Source organism: Dorea sp. AM13-35 (assembly GCF_003473885.1).
Lineage (GTDB): Bacteria > Bacillota > Clostridia > Lachnospirales > Lachnospiraceae > Dorea_D > Dorea_D hominis.
Window position 1 is genome coordinate 1 of the sequence record NZ_QUCZ01000009.1, and the last position, 13,923, is coordinate 13,923.

Annotated in this window: 16 protein-coding genes; 6 read left to right on the forward strand and 10 right to left on the reverse strand. The window is 38.7% G+C overall.

Going from position 1 to position 13,923, the window contains the following annotated elements; translation table 11 throughout:
• Positions 1 to 234: 234 nt before the first annotated feature.
• Positions 235 to 2,364 carry a SulP family inorganic anion transporter gene (locus DW152_RS10455; protein WP_118288573.1) on the forward strand — a complete coding sequence of 710 codons (2,130 nt, stop codon included), beginning with the start codon at positions 235 to 237 and terminating at the stop codon, positions 2,362 to 2,364.
• A 179-nt stretch (positions 2,365 to 2,543) separates the two neighbouring features.
• On the opposite strand, the gene dtd is transcribed toward DW152_RS10455, so the two are convergent.
• Positions 2,544 to 2,990: a D-aminoacyl-tRNA deacylase gene (gene dtd, locus DW152_RS10460; RefSeq protein ID WP_117538078.1), complete on the reverse strand. Its 447-nt coding sequence runs from the start codon at positions 2,988 to 2,990 to the stop codon at positions 2,544 to 2,546.
• A 63-nt stretch (positions 2,991 to 3,053) separates the two neighbouring features.
• Positions 3,054 to 3,950 (reverse strand): DMT family transporter, encoded by an 897-nt coding sequence (locus tag DW152_RS10465; protein ID WP_118288574.1) that lies wholly within the window; start codon positions 3,948 to 3,950, stop codon positions 3,054 to 3,056.
• A 183-nt stretch (positions 3,951 to 4,133) separates the two neighbouring features.
• Here DW152_RS10465 and DW152_RS10470 point away from each other — a divergent pair, with 183 nt between their 5' ends.
• The gene (locus tag DW152_RS10470; RefSeq protein WP_118288575.1) at positions 4,134 to 4,478 is read left to right on the forward strand and encodes a hypothetical protein; all 345 of its coding nucleotides are present in this window, start codon (positions 4,134 to 4,136) and stop codon (positions 4,476 to 4,478) included.
• 134 nt (positions 4,479 to 4,612) lie between these two features.
• Here the strand turns inward: DW152_RS10470 and DW152_RS10475 are convergent, their stop codons facing one another.
• The 8 genes from DW152_RS10475 to DW152_RS10515 form a co-directional block, all read right to left on the reverse strand.
• Complete coding sequence (locus DW152_RS10475; protein WP_118288576.1) at positions 4,613 to 5,071, reverse strand: low molecular weight protein-tyrosine-phosphatase; 459 nt, start codon at positions 5,069 to 5,071, stop codon at positions 4,613 to 4,615.
• Between the two features lie 163 nt (positions 5,072 to 5,234).
• On the reverse strand, positions 5,235 to 6,434 hold the full coding sequence (locus DW152_RS10480; RefSeq protein WP_118288577.1) for a site-specific integrase: 1,200 nt from the start codon (positions 6,432 to 6,434) through the stop codon (positions 5,235 to 5,237).
• A gap of 152 nt (positions 6,435 to 6,586) precedes the next feature.
• Positions 6,587 to 6,793: an excisionase gene (locus DW152_RS10485; RefSeq protein ID WP_055200770.1), complete on the reverse strand. Its 207-nt coding sequence runs from the start codon at positions 6,791 to 6,793 to the stop codon at positions 6,587 to 6,589.
• Between the two features lie 415 nt (positions 6,794 to 7,208).
• Positions 7,209 to 7,466 (reverse strand): helix-turn-helix domain-containing protein, encoded by a 258-nt coding sequence (locus DW152_RS10495; RefSeq protein ID WP_118288578.1) that lies wholly within the window; start codon positions 7,464 to 7,466, stop codon positions 7,209 to 7,211.
• Positions 7,447 to 7,887 (reverse strand): RNA polymerase sigma factor, encoded by a 441-nt coding sequence (locus DW152_RS10500; RefSeq protein WP_044999463.1) that lies wholly within the window; start codon positions 7,885 to 7,887, stop codon positions 7,447 to 7,449. Before DW152_RS10500 ends, DW152_RS10495 begins: the two co-directional genes overlap by 20 nt.
• A gap of 461 nt (positions 7,888 to 8,348) precedes the next feature.
• Positions 8,349 to 8,864, reverse strand: a complete 516-nt coding sequence (locus DW152_RS10505) for an immunoglobulin-like domain-containing protein (RefSeq protein ID WP_118288579.1) — start codon at positions 8,862 to 8,864, stop codon at positions 8,349 to 8,351.
• Positions 8,865 to 8,920: 56 nt separating this feature from the next.
• The gene (locus tag DW152_RS10510) at positions 8,921 to 10,243 is read right to left on the reverse strand and encodes a HAMP domain-containing sensor histidine kinase (protein WP_118288580.1); all 1,323 of its coding nucleotides are present in this window, start codon (positions 10,241 to 10,243) and stop codon (positions 8,921 to 8,923) included.
• Positions 10,231 to 10,905, reverse strand: a complete 675-nt coding sequence (locus DW152_RS10515) for a response regulator transcription factor (RefSeq protein WP_118288581.1) — start codon at positions 10,903 to 10,905, stop codon at positions 10,231 to 10,233. The genes DW152_RS10510 and DW152_RS10515 overlap by 13 nt, the downstream gene beginning before the upstream one ends.
• A 223-nt stretch (positions 10,906 to 11,128) precedes the next feature.
• Between DW152_RS10515 and DW152_RS10520 the strand changes: the two genes are divergently transcribed.
• The 4 genes from DW152_RS10520 (at position 11,129) to DW152_RS10535 (ending at position 13,906) form a co-directional block, all read left to right on the forward strand.
• On the forward strand, positions 11,129 to 11,488 hold the full coding sequence (locus DW152_RS10520; RefSeq protein WP_025578915.1) for a helix-turn-helix transcriptional regulator: 360 nt from the start codon (positions 11,129 to 11,131) through the stop codon (positions 11,486 to 11,488).
• A 243-nt stretch (positions 11,489 to 11,731) separates the two neighbouring features.
• Complete coding sequence (locus DW152_RS10525) at positions 11,732 to 12,061, forward strand: plasmid mobilization protein (protein ID WP_011861100.1); 330 nt, start codon at positions 11,732 to 11,734, stop codon at positions 12,059 to 12,061.
• Entirely contained in the window at positions 12,022 to 13,368 is a 1,347-nt protein-coding gene (locus DW152_RS10530) for a relaxase/mobilization nuclease domain-containing protein (protein WP_118288582.1), read from the forward strand. The genes DW152_RS10525 and DW152_RS10530 overlap by 40 nt, the downstream gene beginning before the upstream one ends.
• 67 nt (positions 13,369 to 13,435) lie before the next feature.
• On the forward strand, positions 13,436 to 13,906 hold the full coding sequence (locus DW152_RS10535) for a DUF6650 family protein (protein WP_147363200.1): 471 nt from the start codon (positions 13,436 to 13,438) through the stop codon (positions 13,904 to 13,906).
• The last annotated feature ends 17 nt before the right edge of the window (positions 13,907 to 13,923 follow it).

A 13,923-nucleotide genomic window follows, 5' to 3' on the forward strand; every position in this document is an offset into this window, starting at 1 on the left:
AACTCTTTGTCAATAATTATTTTAATCTTTTTTGCAACTCATTTCTGAGTTATTCTGCTCTCTTGCAATAGCCTATCTAATATATCACAGTATAAATTTTCCTGTCAACAACTTTTTCTAATTTTCTTTTGATTGTTCTTTTCTTTTTATACTGTTATAATTTCAATGAAAACAAAAAGCAAAGATTGAAACCTACATATATTTTCACTATTATTTCTATTGGAGGTCTTCATTATGAAAATACATATTTTATCTACATTAAGAAATTATGACAAAAATTATTTAAAACAGGATATTTTCTCCGGAATTATCATTGCTGCTGTATCTATTCCTATTTCTATGGGTTATGCACAGATTTCAGGGCTGCCCGCGGTATATGGTTTATACGGTTCTGTTTTACCTATTTTATTATTTGCAATTTTTTCCACTTCACGCCAGTTTATTTTCGGTGTGGATGCTGCACCTGCTGCCCTCGCCGGAAGCGCTCTCCTTACACTCGGCATCACTCCGGGTTCCAGAGAAGCTCTAAACTATGTTTCGGCACTGGCACTATTTACAGGATTGTGGCTGCTCTTTTTTTATTTTATCCGGGCAGACCGAATGGTCGGCTTCATCTCTACGCCTGTCATGGGTGGATTTATCAGCGGTATCGCTTTGACGATTATTTTAATGCAAATACCAAAGCTTATGGGAAGTTCCGCGGGATCCGGTGAAATCATCGAGCTGGCTGAATATATTTATTCCGCTGCAAGAAACATTCACTGGCTTTCCTTATTATTAGGAATTATTACTTTGCTTGTCATAAGACTTTGCAAAAAATTCATTCCGAAATTTCCGATTGCTATTTTGGTTATGTTTCTCGCAGTTTTATGTACTATTTTCCTGCATATTGATACATATGGTGTGCAGTTACTCGCCTCCGTAAACCGTGGACTTCCGGCTCTTACTTTTCCGGATTTCAGTCAGATTGACCTTACACAGGCTGCCGGGCGTGGACTCATGATCTCACTTGTCGTAATGGCTGAAACTTTACTTGCTGAAAATAATTTTGCTTTCCGGAATGGCTATCCGCTGGAAGATCGTCAGGAAATTCTGGCATGTGCTGCCGGTAATATTGCTTCCGCTATTGTTGGCTCCTGCCCTGTAAATGGAAGTATTTCCCGTACATCAATGAACGAACAATATAGTGGACATTCACAGGTTGTTTCTATTACAGCCGGTATAACAATGACATTTTTACTTTTGTTTTTTACAGGATTTATTGGATTTCTTCCTGTTCCTATTCTGACCGCTATTGTTATTTCTGCATTAATGGATGTCGTTGAAATTCATTTATGTATTCGGCTCTTTCACCAGAGCAAACAGGAATTTCATATATTTATGGCTGCCTGCATCAGTGTATTATGCCTGGGTACTATTTATGGCGTATTGATCGGTGTACTGCTTTCCTTCTTCGCTGTCATCACAAAAGCCGCGAATCCAAACCGTTTTTTCCTTGGTATTATACCTGGCAAAGAAGGCTATCATGATCTGAGCAGAAACATACATGCCTATCCAATAAAAGGAGTTCTTCTGTATCGTTTCAACGAAAATCTCTTTTTTGCAAATATTAATGTACTTCAGTCAGATCTGGAAAATGCAATTAAAGAAGACACGAAAGTCATTATTATCGATGCACGCGCAGTTAACAGCATGGATATCACTGCTGCCGATCATCTAGAAGAACTGACGGCAAGTTTTTCAAAGAAAAATATAAAATTCTATATTACAGAGCATACAGAACAACTGAATCTGCAGATGCGCCAGCTCGGAATAGAACATCTGATCCGTGAAGGTCATGTACGAAGGACAATTCTTGCGGCACTTCATGATGCAGAAATCCTGCCGCCATATACACTGGATGTTCCGGAAGAAGAGCGTGAATTCGTTACACGTCGTCTTAGCTTTCTTCCTGCCGAAGAAGAAAATACACTGGAAGAATTTGCCTGGGCTTACGGTGATCAGGTTGTTGAGGAAATCGAGCATGAAGTTCATCATATTTTAAATCATATTCACGGTTTGAAAGATATTGAAGAAATTATTGAAAATGGTCTGGAAGATCATCTGGAAAGCTGGCATTCACTTGGAGCTTTTGATGAAGACGAAATCTTACGCCGTATTGAACTGCATGTAGATGAAATGCCAAAGAGTCTTACTGACAATAAACATCTCATTTACCAGCTGATTGAAAAGCGAAGACGTATACTGAAAGACAAAATATTACGTGAGCATCCGGAAATTTTTGAAAAACTGGAAAAGCATCGCAAAAAGCTGGAAGAACGTCTGGAACACCAGAGAAAACATCTTGGCAAATCAGACTCTTAGATTCGGCAGCAAAAGCTCAGAATACAATAAACTTTTACTCTCATAGTTACCCGCATGGCCCGCCACTGGCAACTTTTTCCATATCCTATGGCAGTCAAAATGAGCGCCTGCAGTATTATACATTTGCAGACGCTCATTTTCCATTAATGATATCTTTATTTTTTATATTTGCCTGAATCTTAAAGTGTATCTGAATCCAAAACTATCGTAAACGGTCCGTCATTTACCAGACTTACTTTCATATCTGCTCCAAACTGTCCGCGCTCTACAACCGGTACCTGTTCTTTGCATTTCTCAACAATGTACTCATACATATCCGATGCCATATCCGGTGCACCCGCTTCGATGAAGCTTGGACGGTTTCCTCTCTTACAGTTTGCATATAACGTAAACTGAGAAATCAGAAGGAGCTCTCCGTCTACGCTTTCCAGAGAAAGATTCGTTTTGCCCTGTTCATCCTCAAAAATGCGCAGTCCAAGCATTTTTTTCACCATCTTATCTGCTACTTCTTTTGTATCGGAATCGCTGACACCGATCAGTACCATGAACCCTTTTCCAATCTTGCCCAGACTCTCACCGTCTACCTTTACTTCACTTTCTAATACTCTCTGAATTACAAATCTCATGTTTTCTTTCCTTTCTATGTTAAATAGTTTCTATACTCTTACAAAGCACCAGTTACTGTATTTTTAGTTTGTATCTGCACTGCTCTTTTTGTCTGGAATCTGCGCCAGAATGATTGCCGCAAACATCATAATACATCCTATTGTCTCTCTTGCCGATAACCGCTCTCCCAAAATTACCCAGCCAGATAATACAGAAAAGCAGGATTCCAAACTTAAAATCAGCGATGCAATCGCCGGATTAACATTCTTCTGTCCAAGGATCTGCAAAGTATATGCAATTCCGCAGGAAAATACCCCGGCATAAATCAACGGGAACCAGCTTGTCATCATATTTCCCATCTTTGGACTTTCTAATATCAACATAAATGGAATGGATACAATACCAGCGACCAAGAACTGTATACATGATAATTTTACTCCATCTACTTTTGGTGCATAATGATCTACAACTAATATGTGAACCGAGAAGATCAATGCACATAAAAACACGTAAATATCTCCAACTCCAATGGTAAATGCCTCTGTAATACACAAGAAATAAAGTCCTGCCAGTGCTATTGCAACGGCTGTCCATACTTTCCATCCTATCTTTTTATGAAGGAAAATGCCAAATACTGGAACAAGTACAATATAAAAGGCTGTGATAAATCCGGCCTTACCAGCTGCTGTATATACCAGACCGATTTGTTGCAGACTGCTTGCTGCAAACAGTAAAATACCGCAGGCAATTCCGCCCTTAATTAAATCTCTTTTTGCATTTTCATCATTTATTTTATTCTCTTTTTCTTTTCCACGATTAAAGAACCAGATACACGGTAGCAATGCAATTGCTCCGATCAGGCATCTTACACCGTTAAACGTAAATGGTTCCAAATAGTCCATTCCCACACTTTGTGCAACAAATGCAGTTCCCCATATAAATGCTGTCAGCAACAACATACATGCATTTTTCGGTCTCATCTTATATCCTCCCTCAAAAAATCTCTGCGAATTTTTATTATAGCATATTTATTCGCGTAAGTGTATAAAAATGTATTATCGGCTCATATCTATAAATGCGATACATTATTGATTTTTCGCAAGAATGTTGCATTTTCCATCTACATTTGTTACGGTATAATCAATTAAAAAGGAGGTTCTATTATGTTATTAGAAGAATTTTTACAGCAACCGGGATTTATATATGAAATCAATGGAAAATACTATTTTCTTGGAAAATGGATTTGTAAAGAATGTACGGAATTAGATGCTACCGATAGCGTATCTATGTATCAGATGTGCCGGAACCAGCAAGAAGAAAAAGAAACAAACATGTATTTCCAGAAAATCCGCGCATATAGCGACTTCGCTCTGGAAGTTCCATATAATCCAGAAAAAATTAAATCTGACATGCAGGCTATTCTTGAAACTCTTTCTGATGAAAACACTGCCGCTCTTTCTGAACAGCTCGCCGGATTCAAGAAAGATCTTGCTAAATATTGTGAATAATATGTAATATTATCGCAGCAGATCCAGTGCATTCCTTAAGGACATCACACAAGGGTCTGCTGCGATTATTGTTTTCAAGCATACACCTTCCCGGTCAATCACACCAATCGAAAGCACTGCTTTTTCAAGCACCCTTATCGATTCACAAGCCCTGCAAGAAGAGCTTCGCATCCTTCTCTCACATCACGATAAGTCGCATCAAAATTTCCTGTGTACCATGGATCGGCAATATCCTCACCCTTCCGGTCTGTAAAATCCAGTAATTTATAAATTTTCTGTTCCGGATCATCTCCGACAATTCGTAACATGTTGCGGATATTCCAGCTTTCCATTCCTATCAGATAATCAAATTCATCGTAATCTCTTCTTGTCATCTGGCGTGCACGGTGATCCCCGCAAGGGATGCCAACTTCTTTTAATTTCTTTCTTGTACCACGGTGTACACCATTACCAATCTCCTCCCGGCTGGTCGCCGCAGAATCAATGTAGAAGTCGGCAGAAAGCTCTGCCTGCTCTACTAAATATTTCATAACGTATTCTGCCATGGTTGAACGGCAGATATTTCCGTGGCAAATAAATAATACTCTAATCATCTATATAAAACTCCTTGAATTTACTGTATTTCCTTGATATATCGGCATTTTCTTCCGCTTGCTGTTTCCTCTCATTCGTGGCATATCGTAGCATAAATTAGCACATCTTTTACCTCAAAAGTAGTACAAAAAGTAGTAAATTAAAAGCTAACTCCGTATTTTACTACTCCCCATTTACTACCCGTTTCAGTTCTTCTTTTGCGTCGTCATAGCCTATATGTGTATAGGTGTTTAACGTAACGCTTATATCCGAATGTCCCATGAGGTACTGTAAAGTTTTAGGGTTCATGCCGCTTTTAGCCATATTAGAACAAAAAGTGTGTCTGCAAACGTGTGGCGTAACCTTTGGCATTTGCACTCTATAAATGCTATTATACTTCTCGCAAATATGCTGAAAGTATTTCTCCCAATGCAAGGCTACCATAGGCATATCATTTTTATCCAAATATAAGAAGCCGCATTTACCTCCTACAATAGGTTCAACCCTCGGTTTCTTTCTATTGGAAATAATACGTTGAAAGCACTCATAAACTTCATCTGTCATAGGGATTTCTCTTGTACCACAAGAAGTCTTTGTATCTTCAATTACATATTCCATATTTCTTTTTCTTTGTAGCTGATGATTGACACTGATTTTTCTATTCTGCATATCCAAATCTGATAATGTCAATCCCACAAACTCTGAAATACGAAGCCCTGTTTTGAATAAAAGAAAAATTCCCTCATAATATCTGCAAAAGTGCTTGTCATTTGCCACAAATTCAAGAAATGCCCGTTCTTGCTTTCTTGTAATTGCTTCTCTTGTTACGCTGTCGTTTACAACAACCGTAGCAAGCTGAAATTCAAACGGATTTTTGCGTATCAAATCATCATCTACCGCCATTTGAAAAGCTGGTCTTACAACACCTCTGATAGAATGAATGGAACTATATCCACGTCCGTCCTGCTGTAACTTTATCAGCCAACACTTTGCGTCGGACAGCTTCACTTTATCTATTCGCTTTTTACCAAAGTCCTCTTTCTTGATAATATTGAGAACAAAATTATAATTTGCTTCGGTGTTATGTCGTACTCCCGTTTTTTGTAAAAGATATTTCTTTACCAATTCTAAAACGGTCATCTCTCCACCGCGCGGGACAATTTCATCATCAATCGCTTTCATTATCTGCTTTTCTTTTTCTCTTAATGAAAGGTCGTCGCGTTTTCCTTGCGGTGTCTTATCGGTCTTTTCTAATTTCCAACTATAAACAAACTGCGGTTTACCTGTTGTATCAATATATTTGAACGCATATCGTCCGTCCCGGCGTTGGCTCTCTCCATTGCGAAGAATACGATTTTTGCTATCTCGTCTTTTTCCGCTCATGTCTATGCTCCTTTCGTACAAAAAGAGCCTCGCCACGATATATTAAATTATATCATAAGCAAAGCCCTTTTTCTATCCTTTTATCAAGCAGCACTCAAAGCGGAAACGACTATATAGCCTATCCGATATGGCTACTGATTATCGTATATTTGTTAAATTGCTGTCAGGTCATTCAGAAAATCTTCAAATCGTTTCCTTTTGATAAGAAACTTCACTCCATTTTGAATAATAAAACCGGAGTCCAAATTATCTGCAACAAGTTTTCTTAATTTCTTTTCTCCAATATTAAAATAAATTACTGCTTCATCAATCGTTAAACAAAACTTATTTTGTATCTGTACCTGTGTTTCATTATTCATTTATTCTCTCCCCTTTCTTGAACTATAAAACTATTGTAAAATTATAAAGGCTCATCAGACGGTTTTAGCAAACCTCACAAGAATTTCACTTCCGCATGGTTCTCATGCAGCTCTACCCGTTGTCTGCGACGCTTTTAACGCTCGGACTACGGCGGTAAAGGAGTATCATTATACCGATATATGGATTGTGGCGACAGAGTTGCTAAGTCTGCTATGGAACGCTGATAGTTCTCGCTCGTTTTGTCCCTCCTTTCAGTCATGGCGTATCAGCCCAACGGCTCCCCATATATCGAATGTATCTGATTTGTCCTATGCTGCGTCGCCGTTCTATTGCGCCGCTTTCTTTGTCAAAGAGCAGAGGGCTGTTCTGCGATATGGAACGGAAAAGGGGGAAGCGTTCCAATACCGCGTTGCTTTATTCAGCCCTAAATGTGAGGATTGCCCTCATCAGTTTTGCTTGCAGCCTTTCGCGTATTTCTTTGTCTACTCCAAAATAAACATTTCCTCGCTCATCATAGAGCTTCCGCATGGAAAGACTTGCTATGTAGCCGCTGAAATGCTGCAATACAATCTTCATTGCATCCGGGTCGCCTTTGCTCGCCGCCAAAATAACGGGATAGGGAACAAGGGCATTTTCCGGGTACTCGGTCGGTTTACCATTCAATCCATTCATCAGCGTTTTCCTCCAAATATTTTTTTAACTGCTCAAAGGAGCTTGTCCGGCGATACTGTACCGTACTTCTTGAGATATTGAGCTGCTTTCCGATTTCTACATCAGTCAATCCCTCAAAGTAATACATCAGTACAATTTTGCGCCGTTCTTCGGGTAAAGCCCGGATAGCTTCAAGCAGCAGTTTTGGGGTTATTTCTTTTCCTGCCATTTGATAAGACGGCTCTGCTTCTTCGTCTTGAAAATACTTATCGACGGTATAAAGCTGCCGTTCCTCATACAAGGCAAGGTCGGAAAAAGTAACTTCCCGAACTCTGCGCCGACGAATTTCTTCATGGGCGTTGCACGCTTCATTGTGCAGCACTGATTTACAGAACTTTTGAAACGTACATTGCTTTTCAAATTCCCTGCGATTAGGTGTCATGGTGTTCACCTCCTTTCTGCCGAAAGGCGGTAGTACCTCCCCTTTTCGCGGGATAATACAGGCGACTTTTTGCTTTGCCAAAAAGAGGGCAAAGTTTTTGAAAAATCTTCTGTAAAATGCGAAATGCGCCTGCCTGCAAAATGCAGACAGACGCATAGGAAATAACAGCAGTATTTAATTGATTTGATAGTTCATCTACATAGCCGGAATACCCCGTCGGTGGATAATGGCTTTTTTTGATAGTAACCCATTAGGGTATAGAAAAAAGGACATGACAATACCTCCCGGATACCGCCGTGTCCTTAGAAAAGGGCGACTTCAACACACCCCCCGCAAATCCATTTTTTAAAAAGGAAAACGGCGGCTTTGATTGTTATTTCAAAACCGCCGTTATAGAGGCATGAGTACTTTCTACTTCATAAGCGGTTTTTTTTGTTTCCTGCTTATGGAGTAGATATTTCTTATTTGATTGTAAATTCACAAGATAAATTGTATGTGTCGTAATCCCAATCTCTCTCATGCTCAAAGAAAGCAAATTGTTTAATCAAGCGATAGTGTCCAGCGGGCAGCTCTCCATAAAAACTTTTGACATCTATTTTTAATGGTAACTGTTCATCGGGCTTAATAATACAATCTGTTTCATTATTCTTTGAGGGGTCATTAAGCTGTTTTAGCTGATACCAAGTACCGGATTGTTCGGCTTCTATTTCAAAATATTCTGGTGAATATCGGTATTCCTTATCAGAAGTATTTTCGATTAGAAAAGAAAGCTGTTTCAAATCTAAATCATTTTCTGTACTCAATGAAATCTTTAAATCTTTCAAAGTGTCAAGTTCTTCTTCATTTCCATAAGGAGAAACCTCATATTCTTCGGAATAATCCTGCACTAATTGATTACCACTATCCTCTGCTTGACTGCACCCAACAATACACACCAATAATGATAACATAATAAACATACATATTATTTTTTTCATTTGTCCTTATCTCCTTTCTTTTGAGTATATCTTAGCAACTAAATATCTATTTTCAATCAACTTTCACTATAATTTATTCTTACGGTAACACAAGCTCCACCTGTTTCGTTATTGGAAATTTGAATATTTCCACCATGCCTTTCACTTAAAATCTTACAAATATTCAGACCCAATCCTAAATGTTCAGTAGATATTTCTTTTGATGATTTATAAAATGGCAAAGTTGCTTTTTCGATATCGCTAATTTTAAAACCACAACCATCGTCCGAAACAGATATAACTAAATCATTATTTTGTATTTCTATTCCGATAGTAATATTATTTTTTGCATATCTGATACTATTGGAAAGTAAATTTTCATATATCTGCATGACCGTATCTAAGTTAATAAACAAGGCTATATCATCATTTTTTGATGTGATCGTAAAGCGTTTGTCACAACAAAGGGCTTCTGCTGTTTCATTCAAGCTGTTTATTAGTGAATGGAATTGAATATACTGGCGTGGCATTTCAATTTCTTCCAATCTATATAAGTTTGTCATGGCATTTACATATTTTTCAAGCCGCACAACATTTTTTGACATAACAGATATTTCTTCCATTATTTCTTCCTGTGATACTAAGCCTTTTGGGATAAAGGAAAGCAACGTAGAAGCATGACCTTTTAGTAAGGTTAAAGGAGTGCGTAAATCATGTGAAAAGGCAGCATTTAAACGTCGTTGTTCAGCAAATTGCCGTAACATTATTTCGTTGTTTTTTGCTAAACAATCTTTCATTTTTTCAAAAGCACAACAAAGTTTTCCCATTTCATCATTCAAGGGATATGATAACGCAAAATCCAAGTCATTTGCTTCAATTTTATGATACGCATTAGTTAATAGCTTAATGGGTTTTGATAATTTTTTTTTATAAAAAAATGTTACACAACATATCATACTAATAGATAATACGATAGGAATAATTGCAATATTTAATGAACCTAAAGCACTGTCAATAAGCCTATCCCGGCTTGTAAAATTAGGTAAAACTTCGATATATGAAACATGGTTCGGATAGACATATTCGTGTACTGGGCGTTCTTTTTGATAATCAACATTGAACTTGCATATCTCGTTTCCTTTCGTGTCAAATATTGTATATTTTGTTTGGTCATTACTATAAGTGGCGGTAAATGAGCCATTTTCCGGTATATCATACCTTGTTGACATATTTTCATACTTATAGTTTAAATTTATTCTGTATCTGTCAACCATTGAAATTAAAAATATACAAATAATTATTCCAATCAACAACGAAAACAAAGCATAAAGAACAAAGGACATTCTAATACTCATGCTATTTAACCGATTGAACAATCTGCTTCTCTTTAATTTTTCCATTTATATCCGCACCCCCAAACAGTTTCAATGTAAGGTCTATCGCCTAAAGATAAAAATTTTGCCCTAATACGTCTGATATGTTCTGTAACAACTGTATTATCACCAATGCCGTCTAATCCCCAAACTTTTTCATAAATAGTTTCCCGGTCAAAAACAATTCCTTTGTTTTGCGAAAGGAAAGATATTATATCAAATTCTTTTTTGGTAAAAGCCATATCCTTATTATGATAAAACACAATACGTGAGGAATAATCTATAACCATATCTTCATCAAATTGCACCTTTAAAGATGTATTGTGTCTTTTTTCTCTGCGAAGATGTGCTGCAATGCGAGCTTCTAATTCATCAACAGAAAATGGTTTTATTACATAGTCGTCTGCGCCAATAGAAAATCCTTTTATTTTATCACTATCTTCAATGCGTGCTGTTAAAAAAATTATAGGGCATGAAACATAATCCCGTATTCTTTCACAAACAGTAAATCCATCAATATCTGGCATATTAACGTCTAACAAAATAATGTCAGGTTTTTTTTCTACTTCTTTTAATGCAGCATTTCCTGCTGTTGCAGTATATACCGTATATCCAAGTTTGCTGAAATAGTAATACAGCATTGATACAATTTCTTTTTCATCGTCTACAATTAAAATACTCTGCGCCATAAATATACCTCCCTTGTAAATATCTGATTTAAGATTATCAAACAAAAATCTATTTCTAATCAATTTCTTTAATTTTCGATGTCATTAGATATTATATATGGCAGTATGAGTGATAGCAACCTTACTCTGCATGTTTTATGCTCTATTACTATCAATACTATGATATGTGTACTCATATCTTGAAAGAAAGGTGAACGGTAAAATGTAACTGGGTGAAATGATTATGAAGCAGAGTAAAGAGAAATTTGATTTTAAGGCTTTCGGACAAGCCATTAAAGCAGCAAGAAAAGCAAAGGGAATATCACGCAATCAGTTAGCCGACACGCTGAATATTGCGCCCCGATATATCGCGTCCATTGAGAACAGCGGGCAGCACCCAAGTTTACAGATTTTGTATGAGCTTGTAACCCTGCTTGACGTATCAGTAGACCAGTTCTTTTTCCCGGAACGGGAACAGGAGAAGTCCACACGCCGCCGTCAGCTCGATACCATGCTTGACACTATGAGCGAAACGGACTTAAAAATCATGTCTGCTACTGCAAAAGGCATAGAGGAAGCCAACAACGACAGGACGGGGGAATAAAGTTCCCTCGTTTTTGTCTGCATAAAGTGATTGAAGCGTCGCAGGATTGCGGCGTTTTTCTTTTGCACTTTTTTGGCATACTGGAAGTTTCGTTGTAGTGGTAAGTGAGGAAAAAACTTTCTTAGCAAGCATAGGAAAAGAGTACCCTTTTCCGTATTTTCGCCCTCCCGTCCTGCGGTGTGTCGGTTGAAAATTGCTTGTTGGGAAGTGTCCCAAACCCTCGGAATGGAAAGGAGCGATTGCATGAACGGACGCAAAAGAAAAATACAAATCAAATTCTATGTAACAGAGGAAGAAAGGGCATTGATTGAACAGAAAATGAAGCTCGTCCCCACCCGGAACATGGCGGCGTATCTTCGCAAGATTGCCATTGACGGGTATATCATTCAGACAGACCATAGCGACATAAAAGCCATGACAGCAGAGATACAGAAAATCGGGGTCAACATCAATCAGATTGCAAAGCGTGTCAATGCGACAGGCAGCGTCTACCAAGAGGACATAGAGGAAATAAAGGGGGTGCTTGCGGAGATATGGCGGTTACAAAGATTAAGCCTATTAAAAGCACGTTGAGCAAAGCCCTTGACTATATCCAAAACCCGGATAAAACAGACGGGAAAATGCTTGTGTCCTCCTTTGGGTGCAGCTATGAAACGGCAGACATTGAGTTCGGATTTACGCTTGCACAAGCCATAGAGAAAGGGAACAATCTCGCCCACCATTTGATACAGTCCTTTGAGCCGGGAGAAGTAGACTATGAGAAAGCCCACGAAATCGGAAAGCAGCTTGCCGACGCGGTAACAAAGGGACAGCATGAATACGTCTTAACTACCCACATAGACAAAGGGCATATCCATAACCATATCATTTTTTGTGCGGTCAATTTTGTTGACTACCATAAGTACAATTCCAACAAACGCAGTTACTACGGCATACGGAACATGAGCGATAAGCTGTGCCGGGAAAACGGGCTGTCTGTTGTCGTTCCGGGCAAAGGCAGCAAGGGAAAAAGCTATGCAGAATATCAAGCGGAAAAGGTCGGTACAAGTTGGAAAGGCAAGCTGAAAATTGCCGTTGATACGCTTATCCCCCAAGTAGCAAGTTTTGAAGAATTGTTGCAGCGGTTACAGGCAGCGGGTTATGAGATAAAGCCGGGAAAATATATCTCCTGCCGCGCTCCCGGACAGGAACGCTTTACCCGCTTAAAAACTCTCGGTGTAGATTATACAGAAGAAGCCATAAGAGAACGGATAGAGGGCAAGCGCACAAAGGCGACGAAAGCTCCCAAAGAGCAGCGCGGCGTATCGCTGCTTATCGACATTGAAAACAGTATCAAGGCACAAGAGAGCCGGGGCTATGAACAGTGGGCGAAAATCCATAATCTGAAACTGGCTGCAAAGACTATGAATTTCTTGACGGAACATAAGATTGAGCAGTACGCAGATTTAGTCAGCCGGATTGAGGAAATAAATGCGGAAAATGTAAAGACAGCAGACGCATTAAAGAGCGTGGAGAAGCATCTTGCAGACATGGCAGTGCTGATGAAGCACGTTACCACCTACCAAAAGACAAAGCCTGTTTATGAAGCATACCGCAGGGCAAAGGATAAGGACGCGTACCGGGCAAAGCAGGAAAGCAGTCTGATACTCCACAAAGCAGCAGTAAAGACACTGAAAGCGGCGGGCGTTACTAAACTTCCCAACCTTGCCGCCATGCAGGAAGAATACGGGAAACTACAAGCGCAAAAAGAAGTCCTTTACACTGATTATGGCAAGCTGAAAAAACAGGTCAAGGAATACGACGTTATCAAACAGAACATAGACAGTATTTTGCGGCAGGGCAAAGAACAGGAACGGGGCAAGGAACCAGAGCGTGGATAGCCTTCTATGGTGGATTTATTCATAATTTTATAGTATAATTAAAAAAATAGAAAGGATGTGAAGGACATTGAGATTTTCAGAAATAATGAATAGGCTTACAGGTATTAGTTGCCCTATTTTTGGATTATCGTGGAACCCTGTTGATACTGAAAGAAGTATTGCTCGGCGCATAATTGTATTTCTTGAACCTCGCAGGGTGTTGTATTCTGCATATGAATATGAATCTGTATGTCCGTGTATTACATCAGTTACAGAAATAAAGAATTATCTTACATCTGAACTTCAGCAAATTGATGAAAATTCAGAACTTAATTCTTATGTTCGAGCAATGCGTAACGCTTGTAATAAGTTTTTAAGTAAATGTCCAGACCGTAAAGATTTCCGCTGCTATGCTTGCCAAAGCGGAAATATTGACAACTGGATTTTCACTTCTGCGGTTGGTGAATTACGCGGTGTTTTTGGCATTATGATAGGACAAATTGCTAAATCTTATGGGCTTGATGTAGAGGACGATTTAGCACAGATTATTCCAGAGTAATCCCTATTACAAAAAGA

Excerpts from the sequence above, each read along its gene's own strand:
- DW152_RS10515 (WP_118288581.1), bottom strand. The coding sequence starts at position 10,905 with ATGGCGCAGAGTATTTTAATTGTAGACGATGAAAAAGAAATTGTATCA.
- DW152_RS10485 (WP_055200770.1), bottom strand. The coding sequence starts at position 6,793 with ATGAATAATGAAACACAGGTACAGATACAAAATAAGTTTTGTTTAACG.
- DW152_RS10495 (WP_118288578.1), bottom strand. The coding sequence starts at position 7,466 with ATGAATGGATTGAATGGTAAACCGACCGAGTACCCGGAAAATGCCCTT.
- DW152_RS10505 (WP_118288579.1), bottom strand. The coding sequence starts at position 8,864 with ATGAAAAAAATAATATGTATGTTTATTATGTTATCATTATTGGTGTGT.
- DW152_RS10500 (WP_044999463.1), bottom strand. The coding sequence starts at position 7,887 with ATGACACCTAATCGCAGGGAATTTGAAAAGCAATGTACGTTTCAAAAG.
- DW152_RS10455 (WP_118288573.1), top strand. The coding sequence starts at position 235 with ATGAAAATACATATTTTATCTACATTAAGAAATTATGACAAAAATTAT.
- DW152_RS10525 (WP_011861100.1), top strand. The coding sequence starts at position 11,732 with ATGAACGGACGCAAAAGAAAAATACAAATCAAATTCTATGTAACAGAG.
- DW152_RS10510 (WP_118288580.1), bottom strand. The coding sequence starts at position 10,243 with ATGGAAAAATTAAAGAGAAGCAGATTGTTCAATCGGTTAAATAGCATG.
- DW152_RS10475 (WP_118288576.1), bottom strand. The coding sequence starts at position 5,071 with ATGATTAGAGTATTATTTATTTGCCACGGAAATATCTGCCGTTCAACC.
- DW152_RS10470 (WP_118288575.1), top strand. The coding sequence starts at position 4,134 with ATGTTATTAGAAGAATTTTTACAGCAACCGGGATTTATATATGAAATC.
- DW152_RS10530 (WP_118288582.1), top strand. The coding sequence starts at position 12,022 with ATGGCGGTTACAAAGATTAAGCCTATTAAAAGCACGTTGAGCAAAGCC.
- DW152_RS10520 (WP_025578915.1), top strand. The coding sequence starts at position 11,129 with ATGAAGCAGAGTAAAGAGAAATTTGATTTTAAGGCTTTCGGACAAGCC.
- DW152_RS10465 (WP_118288574.1), bottom strand. The coding sequence starts at position 3,950 with ATGAGACCGAAAAATGCATGTATGTTGTTGCTGACAGCATTTATATGG.
- dtd (WP_117538078.1), bottom strand. The coding sequence starts at position 2,990 with ATGAGATTTGTAATTCAGAGAGTATTAGAAAGTGAAGTAAAGGTAGAC.
- DW152_RS10480 (WP_118288577.1), bottom strand. The coding sequence starts at position 6,434 with ATGAGCGGAAAAAGACGAGATAGCAAAAATCGTATTCTTCGCAATGGA.